The following is a 22,371-nucleotide window of genomic DNA, read 5'->3' as shown; positions in this document are numbered from 1 at the left end:
GTGATGGCCACGGGTAATTTCGACCTCAACGAAGTGAAGCGTCGCATGCAGGGCGCCGTCCAGGCCCTCAAGCACGAGCTTGGCGGCCTGCGCACGGGGCGCGCGTCGGCCTCGATGCTCGACCCGGTGCAGGTCGAGGCTTACGGCAGCCACATGCCGCTCAACCAGCTTGCCACCGTCAGCGTGCCGGAGCCGCGGCTGATCTCGGTGCAGGTCTGGGACAAGTCGATGGTCAAGCCGGTCGAGAAGGCGATCGTCGATTCGAATCTCGGCCTGTCGCCCGCGACCGAAGGCCAGGTGCTGCGCCTGCGCATCCCCGAGCTCAACGAGGAGCGTCGCAAGGAGCTCGTCAAGGTCGCGCACAAATACGCGGAAGCGGCCAAGGTCGCCGCGCGTCACGTCCGCCGCGATGGCCTCGACGTCCTCAAGAAGCTCGAGAAGAATCACGAGATGTCGGAAGACGATCAGAAGCGTCACGCCGACGAGGTGCAGAAGGCGACCGACGGCACCATCTCCGAGATCGACCAGTTGCTGGCTGCCAAGGAAAAAGAAATCCTCACCGTCTAAAGCGCGATCATCGCGCTTTAGGTTATTGTTCGCGCATGGTCTTTTCGGAAAACCGCGTCGCACTTGTCCGGATCATGCTTTTGGGGCCGCCTTCATGTCCAACGCCGCCGCGCCAGCAACCGAAGGACCCGACCGGTCCGACGCGCCTGCGCATGTCGCCATCATCATGGATGGCAACGGGCGTTGGGCCGCCGCGCGCGGCCTGCCGCGGGCCGAAGGGCATCGCCGCGGCGTCGAGGCGTTGCGCCGGGTGGTGCGTGCCTCGCACGAGCTCGGCATCCGCTATCTCACCATCTTCTCCTTCTCTTCGGAGAACTGGTCGCGCCCGGCGAGCGAGATCGGCGATCTGTTTGGTCTCCTGCGTCGCTTCATCCGCAACGATCTCGCGAGCCTGCATCGCGACGGCGTCAAGGTCCGCATCATCGGCGAGCGCGATGGACTCGATAGCGACATCTGCGCACTCCTCAACGAGGCCGAGGAGCTGACGCGCGACAACACGCGCCTGACGCTGGTCGTCGCCTTCAATTACGGTTCGCGGCAGGAAATCGCGAAAGCCGCGCAGAAGCTCGCGCGAGAAGTCGCAGACGGCAAGCGCGCCCCTGAAACGATCGACGCCGAGACGATCGGGGCTCATCTCGATGCGCCCGACATCCCCGATCCCGATCTCATCATCCGCACCAGCGGCGAGCAGCGGCTGTCGAATTTCCTGATGTGGCAGGCCGCCTACAGCGAGCTGGTCTTCGTGCCGATCCACTGGCCCGATTTCGACAAGGCGGCGCTGGAAGGCGCGATCGCCGAATTCGCCAGACGCGAGCGCCGTTTCGGCGGTCTGGTCGCGAAAAACGCCTCGTGAGCGAACCCGACGCCGCATCGGCGGGCGAGAAGCCTGCCCCGAGCAATCTCGTGATGCGAGTCCTCGCAGCGCTGGTGCTGGCGCCGCTCGCTATTGCACTCGCTTATGCCGGCGGCTGGCTGTGGGCGCTTCTCGTCACCCTGGTGTCGATCGGGCTGTTCGCGGAATGGCTGATGGTGGTGGGCGCGGGGTCTGCCGCACTGACCGGGGCGGGGACCATCGTCATTGCCATGATGGGGGCCTGCGTCGCCTTCGGCGCGCTCAAGACCGCAATCATCACCGGGCTCATCGGCGGCGCGATCGTGACGCTGATCGCGCGGGCCAAGTTCATCTGGGCGGCCACCGGCTTCGCCTACGCATCGGCGGCGCTGCTGGCCTCGATCCTGGTGCGGCAGGATCTCGTCAACGGCTTCGCCGCGCTGATGTTCGTGCTGCTCGTGGTGTGGGCAACCGATATCGGCGGCTATTTCGCCGGACGCAGCATTGGCGGACCGAAACTATGGCCGCGCGTGAGCCCGAAGAAGACCTGGTCCGGGGCGCTCGGCGGCTTTGCGGCGAGCCTTTTGGTTGCGGCCGGCTTTGCGGCGTGCGGGATCGGAAAGGCGGTTCCACTGCTGCTCGTCAGCGCCATCCTGTCGGTGGTATCGCAGGCGGGCGATCTGTTCGAATCCGCGGTGAAGCGGCGCTTCGGCGTCAAGGATTCCAGTCACTTGATTCCCGGCCATGGCGGGCTACTGGACCGTCTGGACGGTTTTGTTGCCGCCATCCTGATGGCATGGATTATCGGCTTTCTCCGCCATGGTGTGCATAGCGCCGGAAGCGGTCTTATGGTTTGGTGAGGATATGAGCGCGGTCCCATTGCGTAACAACAAGGCTGCGGCGTCGACCGTCCGCAGTGTCACGGTTCTCGGCGCCACCGGCTCGATCGGCGATAGCACGATGGATCTGCTGCGCGCCTCTCCCGAGCGCTATCGCGTCGAAGCCTTGACGGCGAACGGCAATGTCGAAGCGCTGGCCAAGCTCGCCAAGGAGTTTTCCGCGCGCTACGTCGCGATCGCCGACACGTCCAAGTTCGCCGAGCTCAAGACTGCGCTCGCGGGAACGAGCACGGAATGCGGCGCGGGCGAAAGCGCGCTGATCGAAGCCGGCGCGCGTCCGGCCGATTGGGTGATGGCCGCCGTGAGCGGCGCCGCCGGACTGAAGCCGGCCCTGGCCGCGGTCGATCGCGGCGCGCATGTCGCGCTCGCCAACAAGGAATGTCTCGTCTGCGCCGGCGATTTCTTCATGCAGCGCGCGGCGAAAGCGGGCGCCTGCATCCTGCCGGCCGATTCCGAGCACAATGCGCTGTTCCAGGCGCTCGGCTCAGGCAACCGCGACGAGCTCGTCCGCGTCATCATCACCGCCTCGGGTGGGCCGTTCCGGACCTGGAAGCCCGCCGACATCGAGCAGGCGACCCTCGAGCAGGCCCTGAAGCATCCGAACTGGAGCATGGGCCAAAAGATCACGATCGATTCCGCCTCGATGATGAACAAGGGCCTCGAGGTGATCGAGGCATCCTATCTGTTCGCGCTCTCGCCCGACGAGATCGACGTCCTCGTGCATCCGCAGTCGATCATCCACGGCATGGTCGAGTTCTCCGACCGTTCGGTGGTGGCCCAGCTCGGTTCTCCCGACATGCGCACGCCGATCGCGCACTGCCTCGGCTGGCCCGATCGCATCAAGGGGCCGGCGGCCAAGCTCGATCTGGCCAAGATCGGCCAGCTGACCTTCGAGGCGCCGGACTTCGAGCGCTTCCCTGGGCTTCGGCTGGCCTTCGATTCGCTCCGGACCGGGAAGGGGGCGACCACCGTCTACAACGCCGCCAACGAGGTTGCGGTCGCCGCTTTCATTGCCGGCAAGATCCGGTTTGGCGCGATCGCGCGGCTGGTCGAGGCGACGCTGGACGACTGGATTCGCGGCGGGAACCAGGCTCCCCTGACGTCCGCCGACGATGCAATCTCTGTTGACCATGTTGCGCGAAATAGAGCTGCCGCCCTATTGCCTCAAATTGCCTTAAAGGCATCCTAGATGGCACGGGGCCAGGGCCTTGCGGCGCTGGATGAGGGAATTCGATGATCGACTTTTTCGTCCATAGTTTCAATACGTTGAGCCATGGGCTCCTCGGCTACGCGGTTCCCTTCCTGTTCGTCCTGACGATCGTCGTGTTCTTCCATGAGCTCGGCCATTTCCTGGTCGCGCGCTGGGCGGGCGTTCGGGTGCTGACCTTCTCGCTCGGTTTCGGACCGGAGCTGGTCGGCTTCAACGACCGCCATGGCACTCGCTGGAAGATCTCGGCGATTCCGCTCGGCGGCTACGTCAAGTTCTTCGGCGACGAGAGCGAGGCTTCGACCCCGTCGGCCGAGGCGCTCGCGGCCATGACGGCCGAGGAGCGCGCCGGCAGCTTCCATCACAAGAAGGTCGGCCCGCGCGCCGCCATCGTGGCGGCCGGACCGATCGCCAATTTCATTCTGGGCGCGCTGATCTTCGCCGCCATGGCGCTCTATTACGGCAAGCCGAGCACGATCGCCCGCGTCGACGGCGTCGTCGCCGACGGCGCTGCGGCCACGGCCGGCTTCAAGATCGGCGACGTCGTCGTGCAGATCGACGGCAAGCCGATCGAGAGCTTTGCCGACATGCAGCGAATCGTTGCGATGAATGCGGGTTCGGCGCTTGCCTTCCAGGTCAAGCGGGACGGCGCCATCGTCTCCCTGACCGCGACGCCGGCGCTGCTCGAGCGCAAGGATCCGTTCGGCAACAGCCACCGCCTCGGCGTGCTCGGCGTCGAGCACAAGTCCCAGACCGGCGAGGCCTCGACCACGCCGGTCGGCGTCGGCGAAGCGCTCAAGATCGGGGTCGAGCAGGTCTGGTTCATCATCACCAGCACCTTCAAGTTCCTTGGCTCGCTGTTTGTCGGACAAGGCAATCCCAACGAGGTCAGCGGCGTGCTCGGCATCGCCAAGATGTCGGGGCAGGCGGCCAGCGCCGGGTTCCAGTTCGTGATCAATCTGTGCGCGGTGCTGTCGGTGTCGATCGGGCTGTTGAACCTGTTCCCGATCCCGCTGCTCGATGGCGGTCACCTGATGTTCTACGCGGCGGAGGTGGTCCGGGGCCGCCCCCTGTCCGAGCGGACTCAGGAGATGGGGTTCCGAATCGGGCTCGGTTTGGTGCTGATGCTGATGGTGTTTGCCACCTATAACGACATCTTGCGGATGGCAGCTTCCTGATACGGGCTTTTTTGTGGCGTTGCTCATGAGCAACGTCTTGGAATGAAATTGAAATTACGGTGTCAGCGGCCGTTTGCGACATCGGGGAAATTGGCTACAAGCGGCTTCGAACTTGGGGAATCTCCCGGACCGGCGTTGGGGTTGGGTCTGGTACTGATAAGGGCGCGTTGCGCAATGAAGTTTGGACTGCGACTCCGGGGGGGCTTGCTCGCATCCCTGATCTTGTTCGGCGCGCCGGTGCTTGCCCCGGTTGGGGCTGCTTTTGTGTCTTCGTCTGCGCTTGCTCAGACCGTCCAGTCGATTTCCGTCGAAGGAAATCGCCGTGTCGAGGTGGAGACGATCCGCTCCTATTTCAAGCCGGGCCCGGGTGGCCGCCTGGATCAGGGCGCCATCGATGACGGCCTGAAGGCCCTGATCGAGACCGGCCTGTTCCAGGACGTGCGAATCAATCGCGGTTCCGGTGGCCAGATCATCGTCTCCGTGGTGGAAAACCCGGTGATCGGCCGCATCGCGTTCGAAGGTAATAAGAAGGTCAAGGACGAGCAGCTCACCGCTGAAGTCCAGTCCAAGGCGCGCGGCACCTTCTCCCGCGCCATGGTGCAGTCCGACACCCTGCGAATCGCCGAAATCTACCGCCGCTCGGGTCGCTATGACGTCCGCGTCACGCCCGAGATCATCGAGCAGCCGAACAACCGCGTCGACCTGATCTTCACGGTCGAGGAGGGCGCCAAGACCGGCGTCAAGTCGATCGAGTTCGTCGGCAATAACGCGTTCTCGTCCTACCGCCTGCGCGACGTCATCAAGACGCACGAATCGAACCTGCTGAGCTTCCTCGCCAGCAACGACCTCTACGATCCCGATCGCGTCGAGGCCGACCGTGACCTGATTCGCCGTTTCTATCTCAAGAACGGTTTCGCCGACGTCCAGCTGGTCGCCGCGCTCACCGAATACGATCCGGAGAAGAAGGGCTTCAACGTCACCTTCAAGATCGAGGAAGGCTCGCAGTACCGCGTCGGCACCGTCGACTTCCGCTCCTCCATTCCGAACTTCGATCCGACCACGATGCGCAACTATTCGCGCGTCAATGTCGGCGCGCTCTACAACGTCGAATCGGTCGAGAAGTCGGTCGAGGAAATGCAGATCGAGGCGTCGCGTCGCGGCTATGCCTTCGCCGTGGTCCGTCCCGGCGGCGACCGCAATTTCGAGGCGCACACCGTCGCCGTCGTGTTCAACATCGACGAGGGCCCGCGCACCTATATCGAGCGCATCAACGTCCGCGGCAACACCCGCACGCGCGACTACGTGATCCGCCGTGAGTTCGACATCGCCGAGGGCGATGCCTACAACCGCGCGCTGGTCGACCGTGCCGAGCGCCGCCTGAAGAACCTCGACTACTTCAAGAGCGTGAAGATCACGACGGAGCCGGGCTCCTCCAGCGACCGCGTGGTCCTGATCGTCGATCTCGAAGAGAAATCGACCGGCGACTTCTCGGTCTCGGGCGGCTACTCCACGACCGACGGCGCGCTCGCCGAAGTCTCGATCTCCGAGCGCAATTTGCTCGGCCGCGGCCTGTTCGCCAAGGCGTCGGTGACCTACGGCCAGTATGCGCGCGGCTATTCGCTGTCGTTCGTCGAGCCGTATCTGCTCGACTACCGCGTCGCGCTCGGTCTCGACCTCTATCAGCGTCAGCAGCTCTCCAACAGCTACATCTCCTACGGTACGAAGACGCTGGGCTTCAGCCCGCGCCTCGGCTTCAGCCTGCGTGAAGATCTGTCGCTCCAGCTGCGCTACTCGATCTACCAGCAGGAAATCACGCTGCCGTCCTACCTGGCGAACTGTAACAACGTCCTCGGTTCGTCGGCCTTCAACCCGAGCCCGGCCTTTGCCGCATCGCAAACGCCGCCGATCGATCTGACCTCGACCGGCGGTCTCGGCTGCTACTCCGACGGCGAAGCCTCGCTGCCGGTCCGCAAGGAGCTTGCCGGCGGCAAGACCCTGACCTCGGCGCTCGGCTACACGCTGACCTACAACACGCTGGACAACAACAAGAACCCCACCGACGGTCTGCTTGTCGACTTCCGTCAGGATTTCGCCGGCGTGGGCGGCGACGTCACCTACCTGAAGTCCGTCGTCGACGCGAAGTACTACGCTCCGCTGGTGTCCGACATCGTCGGCCTCGTTCACCTTCAAGGCGGCATGCTGAACAAGATCGGCAACAACGATATCCGCATGCTGGATCAGTTCCAGATGGGCCCGAACTTGGTCCGCGGCTTTGCTCCGAACGGCATCGGTCCGCGCGATTTGAATCCCTTTGGCACGCAAGACGCGCTTGGCGGCACCAAATATTGGGGCGCTTCGTTCGAATTGCAGATGCCGTTCTGGTTCCTGCCGAAGGAAGTGGGTCTGAAGGGCGCGGTCTACGCCGACGCCGGCGGCCTCTTCGACTATCAGGGCCCGACGACGTGGTCGCTGACGAACGAAATGACCACGACCAGGAACTCGAACTGTACGCCGTCGACCATCAACCCGCCCTCGGCTGGAACCTGTACCGGCCTGGTGTATGACAACGGCAATGTCGTCCGTTCGTCGGTTGGTATTGGCCTGATCTGGCAGTCGCCGTTCGGTCCGCTGCGGTTCGACTACGCCGTGCCGCTCACCAAGGGCCAGTTCGATCGCGTGCAGCAGTTCAGGTTCGGCGGCGGCACCTCGTTCTAGTTCGATCAGCAGGGCATGAGCCGGCCCCTTGTTGGGGCCGGTTTCCAAAAAGATCGTGCTCAATCCGTGAGATAAGGCATGATGCGGCCTGACCGCTTCATGCCGAAGCCGGACCGCGATGGGGTGGAATGGCGCAGCCGACCTTCTTCAAAAAGCCGCCGGCCTCAGCGCTGGCTGACATTGCCGCGCTGACCAAGGCGCAACTCGTCGACCCTGCCAGGGGCGGTCACGTCATTACCGGTCTTGCTTCGCTCGACGAAGCCGGCCCGATGCATCTGGCGTTCTTCGATAACCTCAAATATGCCGACGAGCTCAAGGCGACCAAGGCCGGGGCTTGCCTGGTGAGTCCGCGCTTCGAGGCCCAGGTGCCCGCGCATGTGGCCGTGTTGCGGGTGGCGCAGCCGTTCCGCGCCTTTGTCGGGCTCGCCCGGGAATGGCACGGCGATGCGCTGCGCCCGCAGTCCTGGGTCGGCAATGACGGCATCGCCCCGTCGGCCATCATCGATCCCTCGGCCCGGCTGGAGGACGACGTCATCGTCGATCCCCTGACCGTCATCGGCCCTGACGTCGAGATCGGCAGCGGCACCGTGATCGGGGCCGGCGTGGTCATCGGTCCCGGCGTCAAGATTGGCCGCGACTGCAATGTCGGCGCCCGCACGGCCATCCAGTGCGCGCTGATCGGCAACAACGTGCTGATCCATCCCGGCTGCTCGATCGGCCAGGACGGCTATGGCTTCATCTTCTTCGGCCCCGAGGGCCATCTCAAGGTGCCCCAGACCGGCCGCGTGCTGATCCAGAACAATGTGGAAGTCGGCGCCGGAACGACCATCGATCGCGGCTCCCTGCGCGACACCGTGATCGGGGAGGGCACCAAAATCGACAACCAGGTCCAGATCGGCCACAATGTGACTATCGGTCGGAACTGCCTGCTGGCGGCCCAGATCGGGCTCGCGGGCAGCCTGACGATCGGCGACAACGTGGCGCTGGGAGCAAAGGTTGGCATCAACAATCACCTCAAGATCGGCGATGGGGCCCAGGTCACCGCGATGAGCGGCGTCAAGGACGACATCCCGCCGAACGGACGCTGGGGCGGCTTTTTCGCCAAGCCGACCAAGCAGTGGTTCAAGGAAATTATCGCGGTGGAGCGCCTGGTACGCGACAGCAGGGCCGATCCGAAGAACGAGGGACGGGAATGACGGAGGAATCACCGATCAAATTCGAGCTGGTGGATATCAACGCGATCCTCCGGACGCTGCCGCACCGTTTCCCGATGCTGCTGATCGACCGTGTGATCAATATCCGCGCCGATTACAGCGGCATTGGCATCAAGAACGTCACCTTCAACGAGCCGGCCTTCCAGGGACATTTCCCGGAGCGCCCGGTCTATCCCGGGGTGATGATGATCGAAGCGATGGCGCAGACCGCGGGCGTGATCGGCATCACCTCGGTCGAGGGCACCGAGAAGCCGCGCGCGGTGTATTTCCTCACCATCGACAAGTGCAAGTTCCGGAAGCCGGTGCTGCCCGGCGACACCATCGAATATCACATGCGTTCGATCGGCCGCCGCAAGGCGATGTGGTGGTTTCACGGCGACGCCAAGGTCAACGGCCAGATCGTTGCCGAAGCCGACGTCGGCGCCATGCTGACGGACTGAGCGGCTCAAGCCGGCGGAAATGGATTATGCGCCGCAACCGTAACGGCTGCCGGCCGTCTCGCGCCTGATATTCCGGTTGAAGAACTGGCCCATGGACGGCGCGCCGAGCAGGCTGTCGACCGTCTCGGCCGCAACCCTGCAATAGCGGTCATACTGGCCGTCGATCGCGACGATGAGGTCCTGCTGCGTGCGGTCGTAGCAGACCCGCTGAAGCACCGTGCTGCGGGTGATGTCGCGGCACTCGAACGTCCCGAGATCGACGAAATGGCGTTCGCCGGTCTCGACCGTCTCGGAGACGATCGGGGCGGCCGCGAGCTGTGCAAGCAAAACTGCCAGGGCCCTGACCACGATGACTTCAAGCTCCACATGAAGGCGTTGAAGGGCTAGAGCATGATCCGGAAAAGTGTGCGGTTTTCCGAAAGGATCATGCTCAAACAATAGCCTGAAGCGCGATGACGATTCATCCCGATCTCATCGTGCTTTAGGACGGCCGGCTCATCCGGCGCCTGAAACAGGCCGAGATGATACGTCACTGGACAGATCGGGCATAGTCGCGCTAACCACCGGAAAACCGAGCGACTTCAACACATAATCAGACCTTCTTGATGAGTCAGATTGCTTGATGAGTAAGATTGATCCCACCGCACGGGTCGAGGACGGCGCCGTGATCGGCGAGGGTACCGAGATCGGACCCTTCTGCATCATCGGTCCGAATGCCGTGATCGGCGCGAACTGCAAGCTGATCGGACAAGTCACGGTCATCGGCCACACCTCGATCGGCGACGGCTGCGTGATCTCGCCATTCGCGGTGCTAGGCGGCGCGCCCCAGGATCTCAGCTACAAGGGCGAGCCGACTAGGCTGGAGGTCGGTTCCGGCTGCACCATCCGCGAAGGCGCGACGATGAATGTCGGCACCATCAAGGGCGGCGGGCTGACGCGCGTCGGCAACGGCGGCTACTTCATGAACAACAGCCATGTCGGCCATGACTGCATGGTCGGCAACAACGTGATCTTCGCGACCTCGGCGACGCTCGGCGGCCACTGCGAGATCGGCGATTTCGTCTATATCGGCGGCCTGTCGGCGGTGCATCAGCTCACGCGCATCGGCCCGCAGGTGATGGTCGGCGGCCTCTCGGGCGTGCGCGACGACATCATTCCGTTCGGCCTCGCCAACGGCCAGTATGCGGCGCTGGAAGGCCTCAATCTCATCGGCATGAAGCGGCGGCAGTTCACCAAGCAGCGGCGCGCGACTGTGCAATCGTTCTACCAAAAACTCTTCCACGGCCCCGGAACGTTCGCCGAGCGGCTCGCGGCGGCCCAGCCGCTCGCGAGCGAAGACCCCGCGATTGCCGAGATCCTCGACTTCATCGGCAAGCGCAAGCATCGCCCGATCTGTCTTCCCGCCATCGAGAAGTGATTTCGGGATGGCCGCGGGCATGACATCGGCGGCTTCGGAGATTTCGTCGCCGGTCGGCGTTGTCGCCGGCGGCGGCGCCATGCCGTTCGCGGTCGCCGACTCGCTTGCCGCGCGCGGCATCACGCCGGTGCTGTTCCCGCTGCGTGGCGCCTGCGATCCGACGCGGGTGGAGCAATTCCGCCATCGCTGGATCTCGGTCGGCCAGCTCGGCCGCGCCATGCGGCTGTTCCGCGAGGAGGGCTGCCGCGATCTGATCTTCATCGGCACGTTGGTGCGGCCCGCGCTGTCCGAAATAAGGTTCGACGTCACGACACTGCGCCTGCTCGGCAACGTCATCCGCGCCTTCCGCGGCGGCGACGATCATCTGTTGTCCGGCGTCGGGCGCATTCTCGAGCAGGGCGGCTTTCGCATGGTCGGCATCAAGGATGTTGCGCCGGATCTGCTGATGCCCGAGGGCTGCATCAGCCGCGCCTGGCCGAACGACAACAGCAAGGCCGACATCGAGCGCGGCCGCGCGGTGTTGACCGCGCTCGGCCCGTTCGACATCGGCCAGGCCGCGGTCGTGATCGACGGCCATGTAGTGGCGATCGAGGATATCGAGGGCACCGACGCGCTGCTCGCGCGCGTGGCACGCCTGCGCGAGGAAGGTCGCATCCGCGCTGCGACAGGACGCGGGGTGCTGGTGAAGGTACCGAAGAGCGGGCAGGATTTGCGCTTCGACCTGCCGACGATCGGCCCGCGTACCCTGGAGGGCGTCGCTCGCGCCGGACTGGCCGGCATCGCCGTCGTCGCCGGCAACACCATCGCCGCCGAGCCGCAGGCGATGATCTCGCTCGCCGACGCCAAATATCTCTTCGTCATCGGCCTGACGGCGTGATGCAGAGCCGCGATCCCAAGCGAAAGATCTTCCTGATCGCGACGGAGGAATCCGGCGACCGGCTCGGCAGCGCCTTGATGAAGGTGTTGCGCCAGCGGCTCGGCGACGGCGTGCAATTCGTGGGCGTCGGCGGCCGGACCATGGCGCGCGAGGGGCTCGAGACGCTGTTTCCGATCGAGGAGCTGTCGATCGTCGGCTTCGCCGCAGTGGCGCAGCAATTGCCGAAGATATTGCGGCTGATCCGCCAGACCGTGGACGCCGTGCTGGAGGCCGCGCCCGACGCGCTCGTCATCATCGACAGCCCCGATTTCACCCATCGCGTTGCCCGCCGCGTGCGCGCGAAGAATCCCGGGATCCCGGTCGTCGACTATGTCTCGCCGCAGCTCTGGGCCTGGCGGCCCGGGCGGGCGCGGACCATGCTCGGCTACGTCGATCATGTGCTTGGCCTGTTGCCGTTCGAGCCGGAGGAATACCGCAAGCTCGGCGGGCCGCCATGCAGCTATGTCGGCCATCCCCTGATCGAGCAATTGCCGTCGCTGCGCCCGAACGCGGAGGAGCAGCGGCGCCGTGATGCCGAGCCGCCGGTTTTGCTGGTGCTGCCCGGCAGCCGCCGCAGCGAGATCAGGCACCATCTCGACGTGTTTGGCGCGACGCTCGGACGGCTCCAGGCCGAAGGCCGCGCCTTCGAACTGAAGCTGCCGACCATGCCGCATCTCGAAGCCACCATCCGCGAAGGCATCGCGAGCTGGCCGGTCAAGCCGCAAATCGTGGTCGGCGAGACCGAGAAGCGCGCCGCGTTCCGAACCGCGCGCGCGGCGCTGGCCAAATCCGGCACCGTGACGCTGGAACTTGCGCTGTCCGGCATTCCAATGGTGACGGCCTATCGCGTCGGCGCGATCGAAGCCTTCATCCTGCGCCGCGCGATCCGCGTCTCGTCGGTGATCCTCGCCAATCTCGTGATCGGCGAGGATGTCATTCCGGAGTTCTTGCAGGAGGACTGCGTACCGGAGAAGCTGGCGCCGGCACTGTCGGAGCTGCTCACGGACACGCCGCTGCGCAAACGACAGGTCGACGCCTTCGCACGGCTCGACACCATCATGTCCACCGGCAACAAGTCGCCGAGCGTGCTCGCCGCCGACATCGTGCTCGCGACGATGCGCAAGGGCGGCGGAGCTAGGCGAGGCCGCCATCGACCCGAAAACACTGGCTGGTGATACGCTGGCTCTCGTCGGATGCGAGAAACAGCGCCATGCTGGCGATGTCCTCGGGCGTCACCGCATCGGGCACCGCCTGGCGGGTGCGCAGCTCGGAGATCTTCTGCTCGTCCGGAAACCAGAGCCGGCGCTGGCGCTCGGTGATCACCATGCCGGGCGCGATCGCGTTGACGCGAATACGGTCGGGGCCGACTGACCTGGCCAGCGAATTGGTGAAGCCGACGATCGCCGCCTTCGCGGCGGCATAGACCGGCAGCGCCGGCGCACCGCGGATCCACGCCACCGACGACATGTTGATGATCGAGCCGCCGCCGCGCGCCTGCATCTGCGGCACCACCGCCTGGACCGCAAAGAAGACATGCTTGAGATTGACGCCGATCGTCCAGTCGAATTCGGCCGGCGTCACCTCGGCCAGCACCTGACGCTGGTCGTTGGCGGCATTGTTGACGAGGACTGCGGCATCGCCGAGCGATCCGTGCACCCGCGCCATGGCAGCGCGCAAGGCGTCGATGTCGAGAAGGTCGCAGGGCACAAACAGGGGCGCGGAGCCGGATGTGGCCGCGACGTCCCGCACCAGCGCCTCGCCGGCGCTCGCATCGATGTCGAGGAAGGCGACGCGGGCGCCCTGGGTCGCGAAGGCGCGCACGAAGGTGGCACCGATGCCGCTGGCGCCACCGGTGATCAGCACCACGCGGCCGGCAAGGCTGGGATAGATGGTCCGGGTCATGCGATCAGCCGCTCCGTCTCGGGGTCGAACAGGCAAATGCGCCGCGTGTCGAGCGCGAAGGTGGCGGTCGCGCCGGGCGCGGGACGGATATCCGGCGTGATGCGCGCCAGCGCAGTCTCGCCGCCGAGACGCAGCAGCACGATTGTCTCGGCGCCGGTCGGCTCGATCATCTCGACCGGCGCGTCGACGAGGACGGGCGCCTCGCGGGAAAAGACGCGGCTGGCCTCGGCGATGCATTCCGGCCTGATCCCGACGACCACGTCGCGGCCGAGATAAGATGCTGCCGCGTCGTGTCCATGCAGGCGCAGACGAACCTCGTCCGGTCGCCCCGCGCCGATCACGGCTATCAGTCCGCTACTATCGGCCTCGAGCCGCCCCGGCATGGTGTTCATCGGCGGCGAACCCATGAAGCGGGCGACGAACAGATTGGCCGGATAGCGGTACACGGTGTCCGGGTCAGCGAACTGCTGCACCACGCCCCGATGCATCACGGCGATGCGTGTTGCCATCGTCATCGCCTCGATCTGGTCGTGGGTGACATAGATGATGGTGGCGCCGATGCGCTGGTGCAGCCGCTTGATCTCCATCCGCATCTCGACGCGCAGCTTCGCATCGAGATTGGAGAGCGGCTCGTCGAACAGGAAGAGCAGGGGATCGCGCACCAGCGCCCGGCCCATCGCCACGCGCTGGCGTTGCCCGCCGGACAATTGCGACGGCTTGCGGCCGAGCAGGGGCTCGATCTGAAGGAGGCGAGCTACATTCGCCAGGGCCTTCTCCTGCTCGGCCTTCGGAACGTGACGGCATTCCATGCCGAAGGTGATGTTCTGGCGCACCGTCATCGACGGATAGAGCGCGTAGGATTGGAACACCATGGCGATGTCGCGATCCTTGGGCGGGACGTCGTTGACGACGCGTCCGCCGATCTCGATCGTTCCGTCACTCGGACGATCGAGCCCGGCGACGATGTTGAGCAGGGTGGACTTGCCACAGCCGGATGGCCCGACCAGCACGGTGAACTCGCCGCTCTCGATGTCGAGGTTGATGCCCTTCAGCACCTCCAGATTGGCGTAGCGCTTGGACAGGGTGCGAATGCTCAGTGCTGCCATGACGACCCCATCATTTCACTGCGCCGGCGGTCAGGCCGCGCACGAAGTACCGTCCGCCGAGGAGATAGATCAGCAAAGTGGGCAGCGCTGCTATGATCACCGCGGCGCTCTGCACGCCATGCTGCGGAATGTCCGCAATTGCGGCAGAGAGCGCGATGAGCGCGGCCGTGACGGGCTGCTGCTGGCCGGTGGTGAATGTCACGCCATAGAGGAACTCGTTCCAGATATGCGTGAACTGCCAGATCACGGTGACGATCAGAATGGGAGCCGAGAGCGGCAGGATGATGCGCCAGAAAATACGAAAGAACCCGGCGCCATCGATGCGTGCGGCCCTGATCAATTCATGGGGGATGGCGACATAGTAGTTTCGGCAGAACAGCGTGGTGAAGGAGAGCCCCTGGATCGTGTGAATCAGCACGAGGCCCGTCAGCGTGTTGATGAGACCGGTGTCCCGCAGCACGATGGTCCAGGGAAGCAGGCGCATCTGCTGGGGAAGGAAGAGGCCGAGGGTCACGATGCCGTAGATCCAGCTATCGCCGCGAAAGCGCCAGAGCGACACGGCGTAACCGGCGACAGCACCGAGCAAGGTCGAGAAAATCGTCGCCGGGATGGTGACGAGTGCGGAGTTCAGCATGTACGGCCGGATGCCGGCGCAGGTCTCGGCGACGCAGAAACCGCTCCAGGCCTTGGCGTAGTTGCTCCAGGCCAAATGTTGCGGCCAGCCGATCATCGAACCCTGCGCGATCTCCTCGTTGGTGCGGAGAGAGTTCAGGACGACAACAACGAGTGGCGCGAGATAGGCCGCAGCGAACAATGTCACGACGAGATAGATCAGAATTCGGCTCGGTGCGAAGCTGCGGTCACGCATGGGTGGCCTGCCTTCGCTGGACATAACGCCACGCCGCATAGGGTAGCAGCACCGCGAGTAGAATGAGCAGCATGAGCACCGCCGCCGCGGCACCCCGGCCGAGCTGGCTGCGCTGGAACATGAGGTCGTAGACGACAAGGGCCGGCAGCTGGGTCGCGATTCCGGGCCCGCCATTGGTGAGCGCACGGACGAGGTCGAAGGCTGAAATCGCGAACTGCAACTGGACGACGACGACGGTGATGGTGATCGGCCAGAGCGTCGGCAGAATCACCCGCCAATAGGTTCGGACCGGTCCGGCGCCGTCGATCTGGGCGGCCTTGATGATGTCGGAATCGACGGATCGAAGGCCGGCGAGGAAGAGCGCCATGGCGAAGCCGGAGGATTGCCAGATCGCGGCAATCACGATCGTCCAGATCGCCATGTCGCGGTCGATCAGCCAGTCGAACCGGAAGGAGGTCCAGCCGAGGTCATGGACGAGCTTTTGGATCCCGATGCCGGGATTGAGTAGCCAGCTCCAGACCGTGCCGGTGACGACGAACGACACCGCAAGCGGATACAGGAAGATCGATCGCAGCACATTCTCGCCGCGAATGCGCTGATCGAGCAGGATCGCAAGCATAAGGCCGGTGATCAAGCTCAGCAGCACGAAAGCACTGCCGAACAGCAGCAGATTGTCGAAAGCGATCTGCCAGTTCCGGGACGCCAGGACGGAATTGTAGTTGCGCAAGCCGACCCACCCCGACACCGGAATAAGGGTGGATGGCGTGAACGAAATCCAGATCGTCCAGATCGAAAACGTAATGAGATGCGCTGCGGATAGAAGCAGCGGCACCCAGATCATCAGATATTCAGGCAGCCGGCGCACCGTTTCAGCTGTCGCCGACCGGCCCGGTCGCGTTGCTGTCGAGACGGCGTCGGTCAACGCGCGCCCTCGACGGCCTCGGCGAGGCGGGTAACGGCCTCCTCCGGCTTGATCGTCTTGTTCTTCGCGTATTCCGTGAACACGTCGATCATCGCAGCCGTCAGGCCGTTTTCCTGCGCCATGTTGTGCGCGAGGCTCAGCACGGCCTGATTGTTGGCGACGGCATTCTTCAATGCGGCCGCGGTCGTCCGTTGACCATCCGACCAGCCTTCACCGGTCAGATCGACGTCGGTGCGCACGGGGATCGATCCCGTGATCTGCGAGTACATGGTCTGGATCGCCGGATCCATGACGAGCTGGGCCATCAACATCTGGCCGGCCTGCAGATCGGCCTCCTTGCGCTGCCAGAAGATGAAGGCATCGGCATTCAACAGGAACACCGGCTTGCCATTATCGCTGGGGCCTGGCGCGATGATGAAGTCGTCGAGCTTGAAGCCGGCGTTCTTCAACACGCCCTGTGCCCATCCGCCCATGATGAGCATGCCCATGTCGCCGTCGATGAAGCGTTTCAAATTGACGGCATAAGGTTGGGCGCCGACATTGGGGTCCATCCACTCGGTGAGCTTGCGCATCTGTGCGAAGGCGGCTTTCATCTCGGGACCCTCTAGGGCCTTCTTGTCGAGATTCATGCAGGCGGCGCGGTATGCCGTCGGGCTGATGCCGGCGAGGGACGCCTCGAATTTTTGACCATCGTCGGCCCGGGTGCCGCCGTTAGCGAAGGGATAGGTCACGCCGGCCGCCTTCATCTTCTCGGCGAGCGCATTGAAATCCGCCCACGTAACAGGCGGCTTGTCGGCCTTTGCCTTGTCCAGCGCACGCTTGGAGAGGAACAGCATGTTGGTGCTGTAGATCTGCAGCGGCAGCGCGATCCACTTGCCGCCGGGCTTGTGCAATTTTGCGAGGTCCGGCGCGACGACCTTTTCGTAGCCGGCGGCGGCGACCACGGCGTCGAGGTCGACGGTCGGAGCGATCTTCGACCAGGCCGCAATCTCCGGGCCCTTGAGCTGCGAACAGGCCGGCGGATCGCCGGCGATGATCTGGGCGCGCAACTTGTTCATCATCTCGGTGGTGAAGCCGGGGACCGGCGAGTGCTGCCAGACGCCGCCTTTCTCCTCGAATTTCCTGCCGAGCGCGGTGATCGCCGCCCCATCGCTGCCTGCGGACCATTGCGAGATCGCGGTCAGGCGCGGCTTGGCCGCGCCTTGCGCGCGGGCGAATGCCGGTAGTGCGAGTGCGGCCGCGGATCCAGCGAGCAGACGGCGTCTTGTTGTCGTGATCGGCATGGCAGTTCCTCCCGGTGTGAACTTTCTTGGCGCGTTGAGCCACGCGGCTCAGGCATGTCAGGCGGCCTCCGTCGAAGCCGCGGGCATCCCGCCGCGGCTGGCGAGACAAAAGGCGGCGAAGGCGAGAGCTGCTTGCGGATCGTTGCCGTTCGAGGGTGGCACGAAGGCGAGCGACACCTGCGCCAGTTTCCGCCCGCCGAGAAGGCAGGCGTCGATCCCATCGACCACCGCTTTCCGATCCTCTTCAGAGAGAAGCGACGGCCAGCCGCTGATCGCGACGCCGTTGCATGGCTTTACGTTGAGCGTGTTGCCGATCGAAAGGCCCAGCCGGAACAGGCGCTGGCGCAACTCCTGGCGCATTCGCGACGAGCGCGGGATCGTGCTCACCCACTCGCTGCCGAGCTGGAGCAGTTCGGCCTCAGTTGCGCCGAGGAGCTCGGCGAGGGCCGGAAGCGACGTGTAGGCCTCGACGCAGCCATGGTGACCGCAGCGGCAGCGCGGCCCGTCGGCGTTGAACACCATATGGCCGAGCTCAACCGGCTGCGGGGCATCGGCCTCAAGCGGATCGTCCATCCAGGCGCCGGCAACGCCCTGGCCGACGAAGACGAAGAGATGTGCGCCGCTGAAGGGATAGTCCTGCGTACGGCAGCGGTGAAACGTGGCGTGTGCGACCACCGAGTTGGTGAACTCGACCGGCACGCCGGCAAACATTCCGCCGAGCATGTCGCCGATGCGTTCGACGTCGCACGGAATGATCGGATTGCCCGCGGCGCTCAGGCGGCCGAGGCCGGGAATGGTGATGCCGATCTGCGCAAGACTGATGCGGCGGCGGCGCGTCCAGTCGCGCAGCAAGGTGAGGGCTTCGCGGAACACCCGGCCGACGGTCTCGACGGTCGGCTTCTTCAGCAACGGAACACGCTCGGTGTAGTGCATTTCGCCCGACATGCCGCCAACGCCCACGCTCAGCCACTGGCCGGTCAGCTCGAGGGCCGCGAGCGCCACGGAACCATCGAGCGACACGAGGCCTGTCGGACCGCCGACATAAGGGGCAGGGCGCCGGACTTCCTCGATCAGGCCTTCGGCTTTCAGGTCAAACAGGATGCGCGACAGGCTCGCCTCGGACAGCCGCACGGCCTTGGCCAGCGGCGGCCGGAACGAGCCGCCGGACTGGAGCAAGTGAGTCAAAATGGCAGCGCGCGTCTGCCGCCGACTTCTCGGCTGCTCCGGCATTTCCATCCCTGTCGTCATTCTTACTTAGTGTAAGAATTTGCGCGCGGAGCGTTTCGACTGTCAAGCGATTGCGGACGCGATGAGTCGACTAGTTGTTGTGCGTGGCAGCAAGATGAGGCGAAGAACCGATCAAGCTTTCGGTGCGGTGCCTTCGGCCCACTCCGGTAATTCGGCCTTCGGGTCGTACCAGTTGGCGGAATCCGATCGCCAGATGTGCATCTCGGGCCGTTCTGTGATCGGTGTATCGAGGCAGCCCATCCGCAGCAGGACCGTGTTCCTGCCCTCGCGCGAGGCGACGATGTGTGATCCGCATTGCGAGCAGAAATAGCGGGTTTTGCCGGGCGAGGATTCGAAGCCGCGCAGCAAGTCTTCGCCCTTGGTCCAGCGGAAGCGGTCGCGCGGCACGTTCGTGACGGTGGAGAAGGCCGATCCGTGCGTCTTCCGGCAGGTCTGGCAATGGCAGTGCATGATGGAGCCCGGGGTCGCATCGACCTCGTAGGCAACGCGTCCGCAGAGGCAGCTTACGCTCAGCATCAGGTTCTCCGTATCCGTAGGGTGGGCAAAGCGCAGCGTGCCCACCGTTTCTGGCTGGGTCTCGGAGAGGTGGTGGGCACGCTGCGCTTTGCCCACCCTACAAATGTCGCCCGCAAACAAAAACGGCGCCATCGCAGGATGGCGCCGTTTCCAAAAGCCGTAGTGGCCGATCTTACTTGCGATCCTTGATCGCGACGTAGTCGCGGCGGGTGACGCCGGTGTAGAGCTGGCGCGGACGGCCGATCTTCTGCTGCGGGTCCTCGATCATCTCGCTCCACTGGCTGATCCAGCCGACGGTGCGGGCGACCGCGAACAGCACGGTGAACATCGAGACCGGGAAGCCCATCGCCTTCAGCGTGATGCCCGAATAGAAGTCGACGTTCGGGTAGAGCTTGCGGTCGATGAAGTACTGGTCGCTGAGCGCGATCTTCTCGAGCTCGAGCGCCACCTTCAGCATCGGATCGTCGCCATGGCCGGTCTCCTTGAGAACGGCATGACACATCTTCTGCATGATCTTGGCGCGCGGATCGTAGTTCTTGTAGACGCGGTGGCCGAAGCCCATCAGGCGGACTTCGCTGTTCTTGTCCTTCACCTTGGCGATGAATTCCGGAATCTTGTCGACCGAGCCGATCTCGGCGAGCATCGCGAGCGCGGCTTCGTTGGCGCCGCCATGCGCCGGGCCCCAGAGGCAGGCGATGCCGGCGGCGATGCAGGCGAAGGGGTTGGCGCCGGAGGAGCCGGCGATGCGCACCGTCGAGGTCGAGGCGTTCTGCTCGTGGTCGGCGTGCAGGATGAAGATCTTGTCCAGCGCGTCAGCGAGCACCGGATTGATCTTGTACTCCTCGCACGGCACGGCGAAGCACATGTGCAGGAAGTTCTCGGCGAACTTCAGCGAGTTCTTCGGATACACGAAGGGCTGGCCGATCGTGTATTTGTAGGCCATGGCCGCCAGCGTCGGGATCTTCGCGATCATGCGCATCGACGCGATCATGCGCTGCTTCGGATCGTTGATGTCGGTGGAGTCGTGGTAGAACGCGGCGAGCGCGCCGACGGAGGCCACCATCACCGCCATCGGATGGGCGTCGCGGCGGAAGCCCTGGAAGAAGCGGGCCATCTGCTCGTGCACCATCGTGTGATGGATCACGCGGTCGTCGAAATCCTTCTTCTGCGCGGCGGTCGGCAAGTTCCCGTAGAGCAGGAGATAGCAGGTCTCGAGGAAGTCGCCGTTCTCGGCGAGCTGCTCGATCGGGTAGCCGCGGTATTCCAGCACGCCGGCGTCACCGTCGATATAGGTGATCTTGGACTCGCAGCTTGCGGTCGAGGTGAAGCCGGGATCGTAGGTGAACAGCCCGGACTGGGCGTAGAGCTTGCCGATATCGACGACATCAGGCCCGACGCTGCCGCTGTGGATCGGGAGATCGTAGTTCTTGTTTCCGACCGTCAGCGTCGCGGTCTTATTGCTTGCTTTTGCGTCCATCAGAGGTCCCCGATGTGTGGTGAAACGGGCCGGACCCGGAAGGCCCCAATGACTTGGTGGGGCAGGCCGGATATTCCAGAAGGTACGGGTGAGATGGGTATATTATTGCTGTGTGCGCTGCAAGATCGCCGCACGCATGGTCGACTTACGTCGTAGCCTGGTCCTTGGCCTAGTCCTTGGCCTGGTCCTTAAGCCGGCCCAGGCTTTCCTGGCGTCCCAGCACGTCCAAAACCTCAAATATACCAGGCGATGTCGACCGTCCCGTCAGCGCCGCCCGCAGCGGCTGGGCGACGGCGCCGAGCTTGAGACTATTTTCCTCGGCAAAGGCGCGCAGCGCGGCCTCCGCATTCGCCGCACTCCACGTCTCGACTTTCTCCAGCGCGGAATGAAGCTGGCCGATCAGCTTGCGGTTCTCGGGCGTCAGCAGCGCTGCCGCCTTGGGATCGAGCTCCAGCGGCCGGTCGGCGAAGATGAAATAGGCGCTGTCGATCAGCTCGATCAGCGTCTTGGCGCGCTCCTTCAGGGCCGGCATCGCCTTGAGAAGTTGCGCCCGCGTGGTGTCGTTTAACTTGGCCTTAAGCTCGTTGCGGCTGGGCACGACGTGGTCGAGCACGTCCTCGAACATCTTCACGAGTGATTGATCGTCGGCGTGGCGGATGTAGTGGCCGTTGAGGTTTTCGAGCTTGGCGAAATCGAAGCGGGCGGCGGCGCGGCCGACGCTGGCGAGGTCGAACGCGGCGATCATCTCCTCGGTCGAAAAAATCTCCTGATCGCCATGGCTCCAGCCGAGACGGACGAGGTAATTGCGGAGCGCGGCCGGGAGGTACCCCATGGCGCGGTAGGCATCGACGCCGAGCGCGCCGTGGCGCTTCGACAGTTTCGAGCCGTCCGGGCCGTGGATCAGGGGGATGTGGGACATGCTCGGCAGCGCCCAGCCCATCGCGTCGTAGATCTGCTTCTGGCGGGCGGCGTTGATCAGATGGTCGTCGCCGCGGATGACATGGGTGACGCCCATGTCGTGGTCATCCACGACCACTGCGAGCATGTAGGTCGGATTGCCATCGCCGCGCAGCAGGACGAGGTCGTCGAGGTTCTCGTTCTGCCAGACCACACGGCCCTGGACCTGGTCCTCGATCACGGTCTCGCCGGTCTGCGGCGCGCGCAGCCGGATGGTGGGCTTGACGTCGGAGGGCGCCGTTGCCGGGTCACGGTCGCGCCATAGGCCGTCATAGAGGCGGGTGCGGCCCTCGCTGCGCGCCTTCTCGCGCATGGCGGTGAGCTCCTCTGCGGTCGCGTAGCAGCGATAGGCCTTGCCGTCGGCGAGCAGCTGCTCGGCGACCTCGCGGTGACGCGCGGCGCGGCTGAACTGGTAGATGACGTCGCCATCCCAGCCGAGCTCCAGCCATTTGAGGCCGTCGAGGATGGCGCCGATCGCAGCCTCGGTGGAGCGCTCCCGGTCGGTGTCCTCGATCCGGAGCAGCATCTTGCCGCCGTGCTTCTTCGCATAGAGCCAGTTGAACAGCGCCGTGCGGGCGCCCCCGATATGGAGGAAGCCGGTCGGGGAGGGAGCAAAGCGGGTGACGACGGAATCGGTCATTCTTGGCAGGGCCTATGCATTGGAGGCGGTGGTATATAACAGGACCGGAGCATAACTAAAGCCCGGC

21 protein-coding genes are annotated in these 22,371 nt (G+C 64.6%); 11 read left to right on the top strand and 10 right to left on the bottom strand.

Annotation, left to right across the window (positions count from 1 at the left end):
- The first annotated feature begins 3 nt into the window (after nt 1-3).
- The 8 genes from frr to fabZ all read left to right on the top strand — a co-directional run bounded on the left by frr (nt 4) and on the right by fabZ (nt 9,052).
- On the top strand, nt 4-567 hold the full coding sequence (gene frr, locus J4G43_RS29220; protein ID WP_014494937.1) for a ribosome recycling factor: 564 nt from the start codon (nt 4-6) through the stop codon (nt 565-567).
- A 94-nt stretch (nt 568-661) separates the two neighbouring features.
- Nucleotides 662-1,420: an isoprenyl transferase gene (locus J4G43_RS29215; RefSeq protein ID WP_014494938.1), complete on the top strand. Its 759-nt coding sequence runs from the start codon at nt 662-664 to the stop codon at nt 1,418-1,420.
- Entirely contained in the window at nt 1,417-2,259 is an 843-nt protein-coding gene (locus J4G43_RS29210; RefSeq protein ID WP_135213815.1) for a phosphatidate cytidylyltransferase, read from the top strand. Before J4G43_RS29215 ends, J4G43_RS29210 begins: the two co-directional genes overlap by 4 nt.
- A gap of 4 nt (nt 2,260-2,263) precedes the next feature.
- Nucleotides 2,264-3,487: a 1-deoxy-D-xylulose-5-phosphate reductoisomerase gene (gene dxr, locus J4G43_RS29205; RefSeq protein ID WP_208087092.1), complete on the top strand. Its 1,224-nt coding sequence runs from the start codon at nt 2,264-2,266 to the stop codon at nt 3,485-3,487.
- 44 nt (nt 3,488-3,531) lie between these two features.
- Nucleotides 3,532-4,683 carry an RIP metalloprotease RseP gene (gene rseP / locus J4G43_RS29200; RefSeq protein WP_208087091.1) on the top strand — a complete coding sequence of 384 codons (1,152 nt, stop codon included), beginning with the start codon at nt 3,532-3,534 and terminating at the stop codon, nt 4,681-4,683.
- Nucleotides 4,684-4,857: 174 nt separating this feature from the next.
- Nucleotides 4,858-7,398, top strand: coding sequence for an outer membrane protein assembly factor BamA (gene bamA, locus J4G43_RS29195; RefSeq protein WP_208087090.1), 2,541 nt, complete (start codon nt 4,858-4,860; stop codon nt 7,396-7,398).
- 128 nt (nt 7,399-7,526) lie between these two features.
- Nucleotides 7,527-8,594, top strand: coding sequence for a UDP-3-O-(3-hydroxymyristoyl)glucosamine N-acyltransferase (lpxD, locus tag J4G43_RS29190; RefSeq protein ID WP_085404573.1), 1,068 nt, complete (start codon nt 7,527-7,529; stop codon nt 8,592-8,594).
- Complete coding sequence (fabZ, locus tag J4G43_RS29185) at nt 8,591-9,052, top strand: 3-hydroxyacyl-ACP dehydratase FabZ (protein WP_028151691.1); 462 nt, start codon at nt 8,591-8,593, stop codon at nt 9,050-9,052. The genes lpxD and fabZ overlap by 4 nt, the downstream gene beginning before the upstream one ends.
- A gap of 24 nt (nt 9,053-9,076) precedes the next feature.
- On the opposite strand, the gene J4G43_RS29180 is transcribed toward fabZ, so the two are convergent.
- Nucleotides 9,077-9,400: a KTSC domain-containing protein gene (locus J4G43_RS29180; protein WP_208087089.1), complete on the bottom strand. Its 324-nt coding sequence runs from the start codon at nt 9,398-9,400 to the stop codon at nt 9,077-9,079.
- Nucleotides 9,401-9,674: 274 nt separating this feature from the next.
- On the opposite strand from J4G43_RS29180, the gene lpxA reads away from it, so the two are divergent.
- Genes lpxA through lpxB form a run of 3 tightly spaced genes read left to right on the top strand, consistent with a single transcriptional unit; the run spans nt 9,675 to nt 12,560 of the window.
- Nucleotides 9,675-10,469, top strand: coding sequence for an acyl-ACP--UDP-N-acetylglucosamine O-acyltransferase (gene lpxA / locus J4G43_RS29175; protein WP_085404574.1), 795 nt, complete (start codon nt 9,675-9,677; stop codon nt 10,467-10,469).
- Between the two features lie 19 nt (nt 10,470-10,488).
- A complete protein-coding gene (locus J4G43_RS29170) occupies nt 10,489-11,346 on the top strand; it encodes an LpxI family protein (protein ID WP_049807903.1) in 858 nt (285 codons plus the stop codon).
- Nucleotides 11,343-12,560, top strand: a complete 1,218-nt coding sequence (lpxB, locus tag J4G43_RS29165; protein ID WP_208087088.1) for a lipid-A-disaccharide synthase — start codon at nt 11,343-11,345, stop codon at nt 12,558-12,560. The genes J4G43_RS29170 and lpxB overlap by 4 nt, the downstream gene beginning before the upstream one ends.
- On the opposite strand, the gene J4G43_RS29160 is transcribed toward lpxB, so the two are convergent.
- The 9 genes from J4G43_RS29160 to gltX all read right to left on the bottom strand — a co-directional run bounded on the left by J4G43_RS29160 (nt 12,520) and on the right by gltX (nt 22,304).
- Nucleotides 12,520-13,287, bottom strand: a complete 768-nt coding sequence (locus J4G43_RS29160; RefSeq protein WP_208087087.1) for an SDR family NAD(P)-dependent oxidoreductase — start codon at nt 13,285-13,287, stop codon at nt 12,520-12,522. The two genes, lpxB and J4G43_RS29160, sit on opposite strands and share 41 nt — an antisense overlap.
- Complete coding sequence (locus J4G43_RS29155) at nt 13,284-14,393, bottom strand: ABC transporter ATP-binding protein (protein ID WP_208087086.1); 1,110 nt, start codon at nt 14,391-14,393, stop codon at nt 13,284-13,286. The genes J4G43_RS29160 and J4G43_RS29155 overlap by 4 nt, the downstream gene beginning before the upstream one ends.
- A gap of 10 nt (nt 14,394-14,403) precedes the next feature.
- Nucleotides 14,404-15,261, bottom strand: coding sequence for a carbohydrate ABC transporter permease (locus J4G43_RS29150; protein ID WP_014494951.1), 858 nt, complete (start codon nt 15,259-15,261; stop codon nt 14,404-14,406).
- The gene (locus J4G43_RS29145) at nt 15,254-16,183 is read right to left on the bottom strand and encodes a carbohydrate ABC transporter permease (protein WP_208087085.1); all 930 of its coding nucleotides are present in this window, start codon (nt 16,181-16,183) and stop codon (nt 15,254-15,256) included. The genes J4G43_RS29150 and J4G43_RS29145 overlap by 8 nt, the downstream gene beginning before the upstream one ends.
- Nucleotides 16,180-17,466: an ABC transporter substrate-binding protein gene (locus J4G43_RS29140; protein ID WP_208087084.1), complete on the bottom strand. Its 1,287-nt coding sequence runs from the start codon at nt 17,464-17,466 to the stop codon at nt 16,180-16,182. Before J4G43_RS29140 ends, J4G43_RS29145 begins: the two co-directional genes overlap by 4 nt.
- 57 nt (nt 17,467-17,523) lie before the next feature.
- Nucleotides 17,524-18,702, bottom strand: a complete 1,179-nt coding sequence (locus J4G43_RS29135) for an ROK family transcriptional regulator (protein WP_208089447.1) — start codon at nt 18,700-18,702, stop codon at nt 17,524-17,526.
- A 123-nt stretch (nt 18,703-18,825) separates the two neighbouring features.
- On the bottom strand, nt 18,826-19,362 hold the full coding sequence (locus J4G43_RS29130; RefSeq protein WP_225005179.1) for a GFA family protein: 537 nt from the start codon (nt 19,360-19,362) through the stop codon (nt 18,826-18,828).
- A 40-nt stretch (nt 19,363-19,402) separates the two neighbouring features.
- Entirely contained in the window at nt 19,403-20,707 is a 1,305-nt protein-coding gene (gene gltA / locus J4G43_RS29125; RefSeq protein ID WP_071913479.1) for a citrate synthase, read from the bottom strand.
- 169 nt (nt 20,708-20,876) lie between these two features.
- A complete protein-coding gene (gltX, locus tag J4G43_RS29120) occupies nt 20,877-22,304 on the bottom strand; it encodes a glutamate--tRNA ligase (RefSeq protein ID WP_208087083.1) in 1,428 nt (475 codons plus the stop codon).
- Nucleotides 22,305-22,371: the final 67 nt, after the last annotated feature.

Origin of the sequence: Bradyrhizobium barranii subsp. barranii, assembly GCF_017565645.3 — a bacterium.
GTDB lineage: Bacteria > Pseudomonadota > Alphaproteobacteria > Rhizobiales > Xanthobacteraceae > Bradyrhizobium > Bradyrhizobium barranii.
This window is presented reverse-complemented; position numbering and strand designations above follow the sequence as displayed.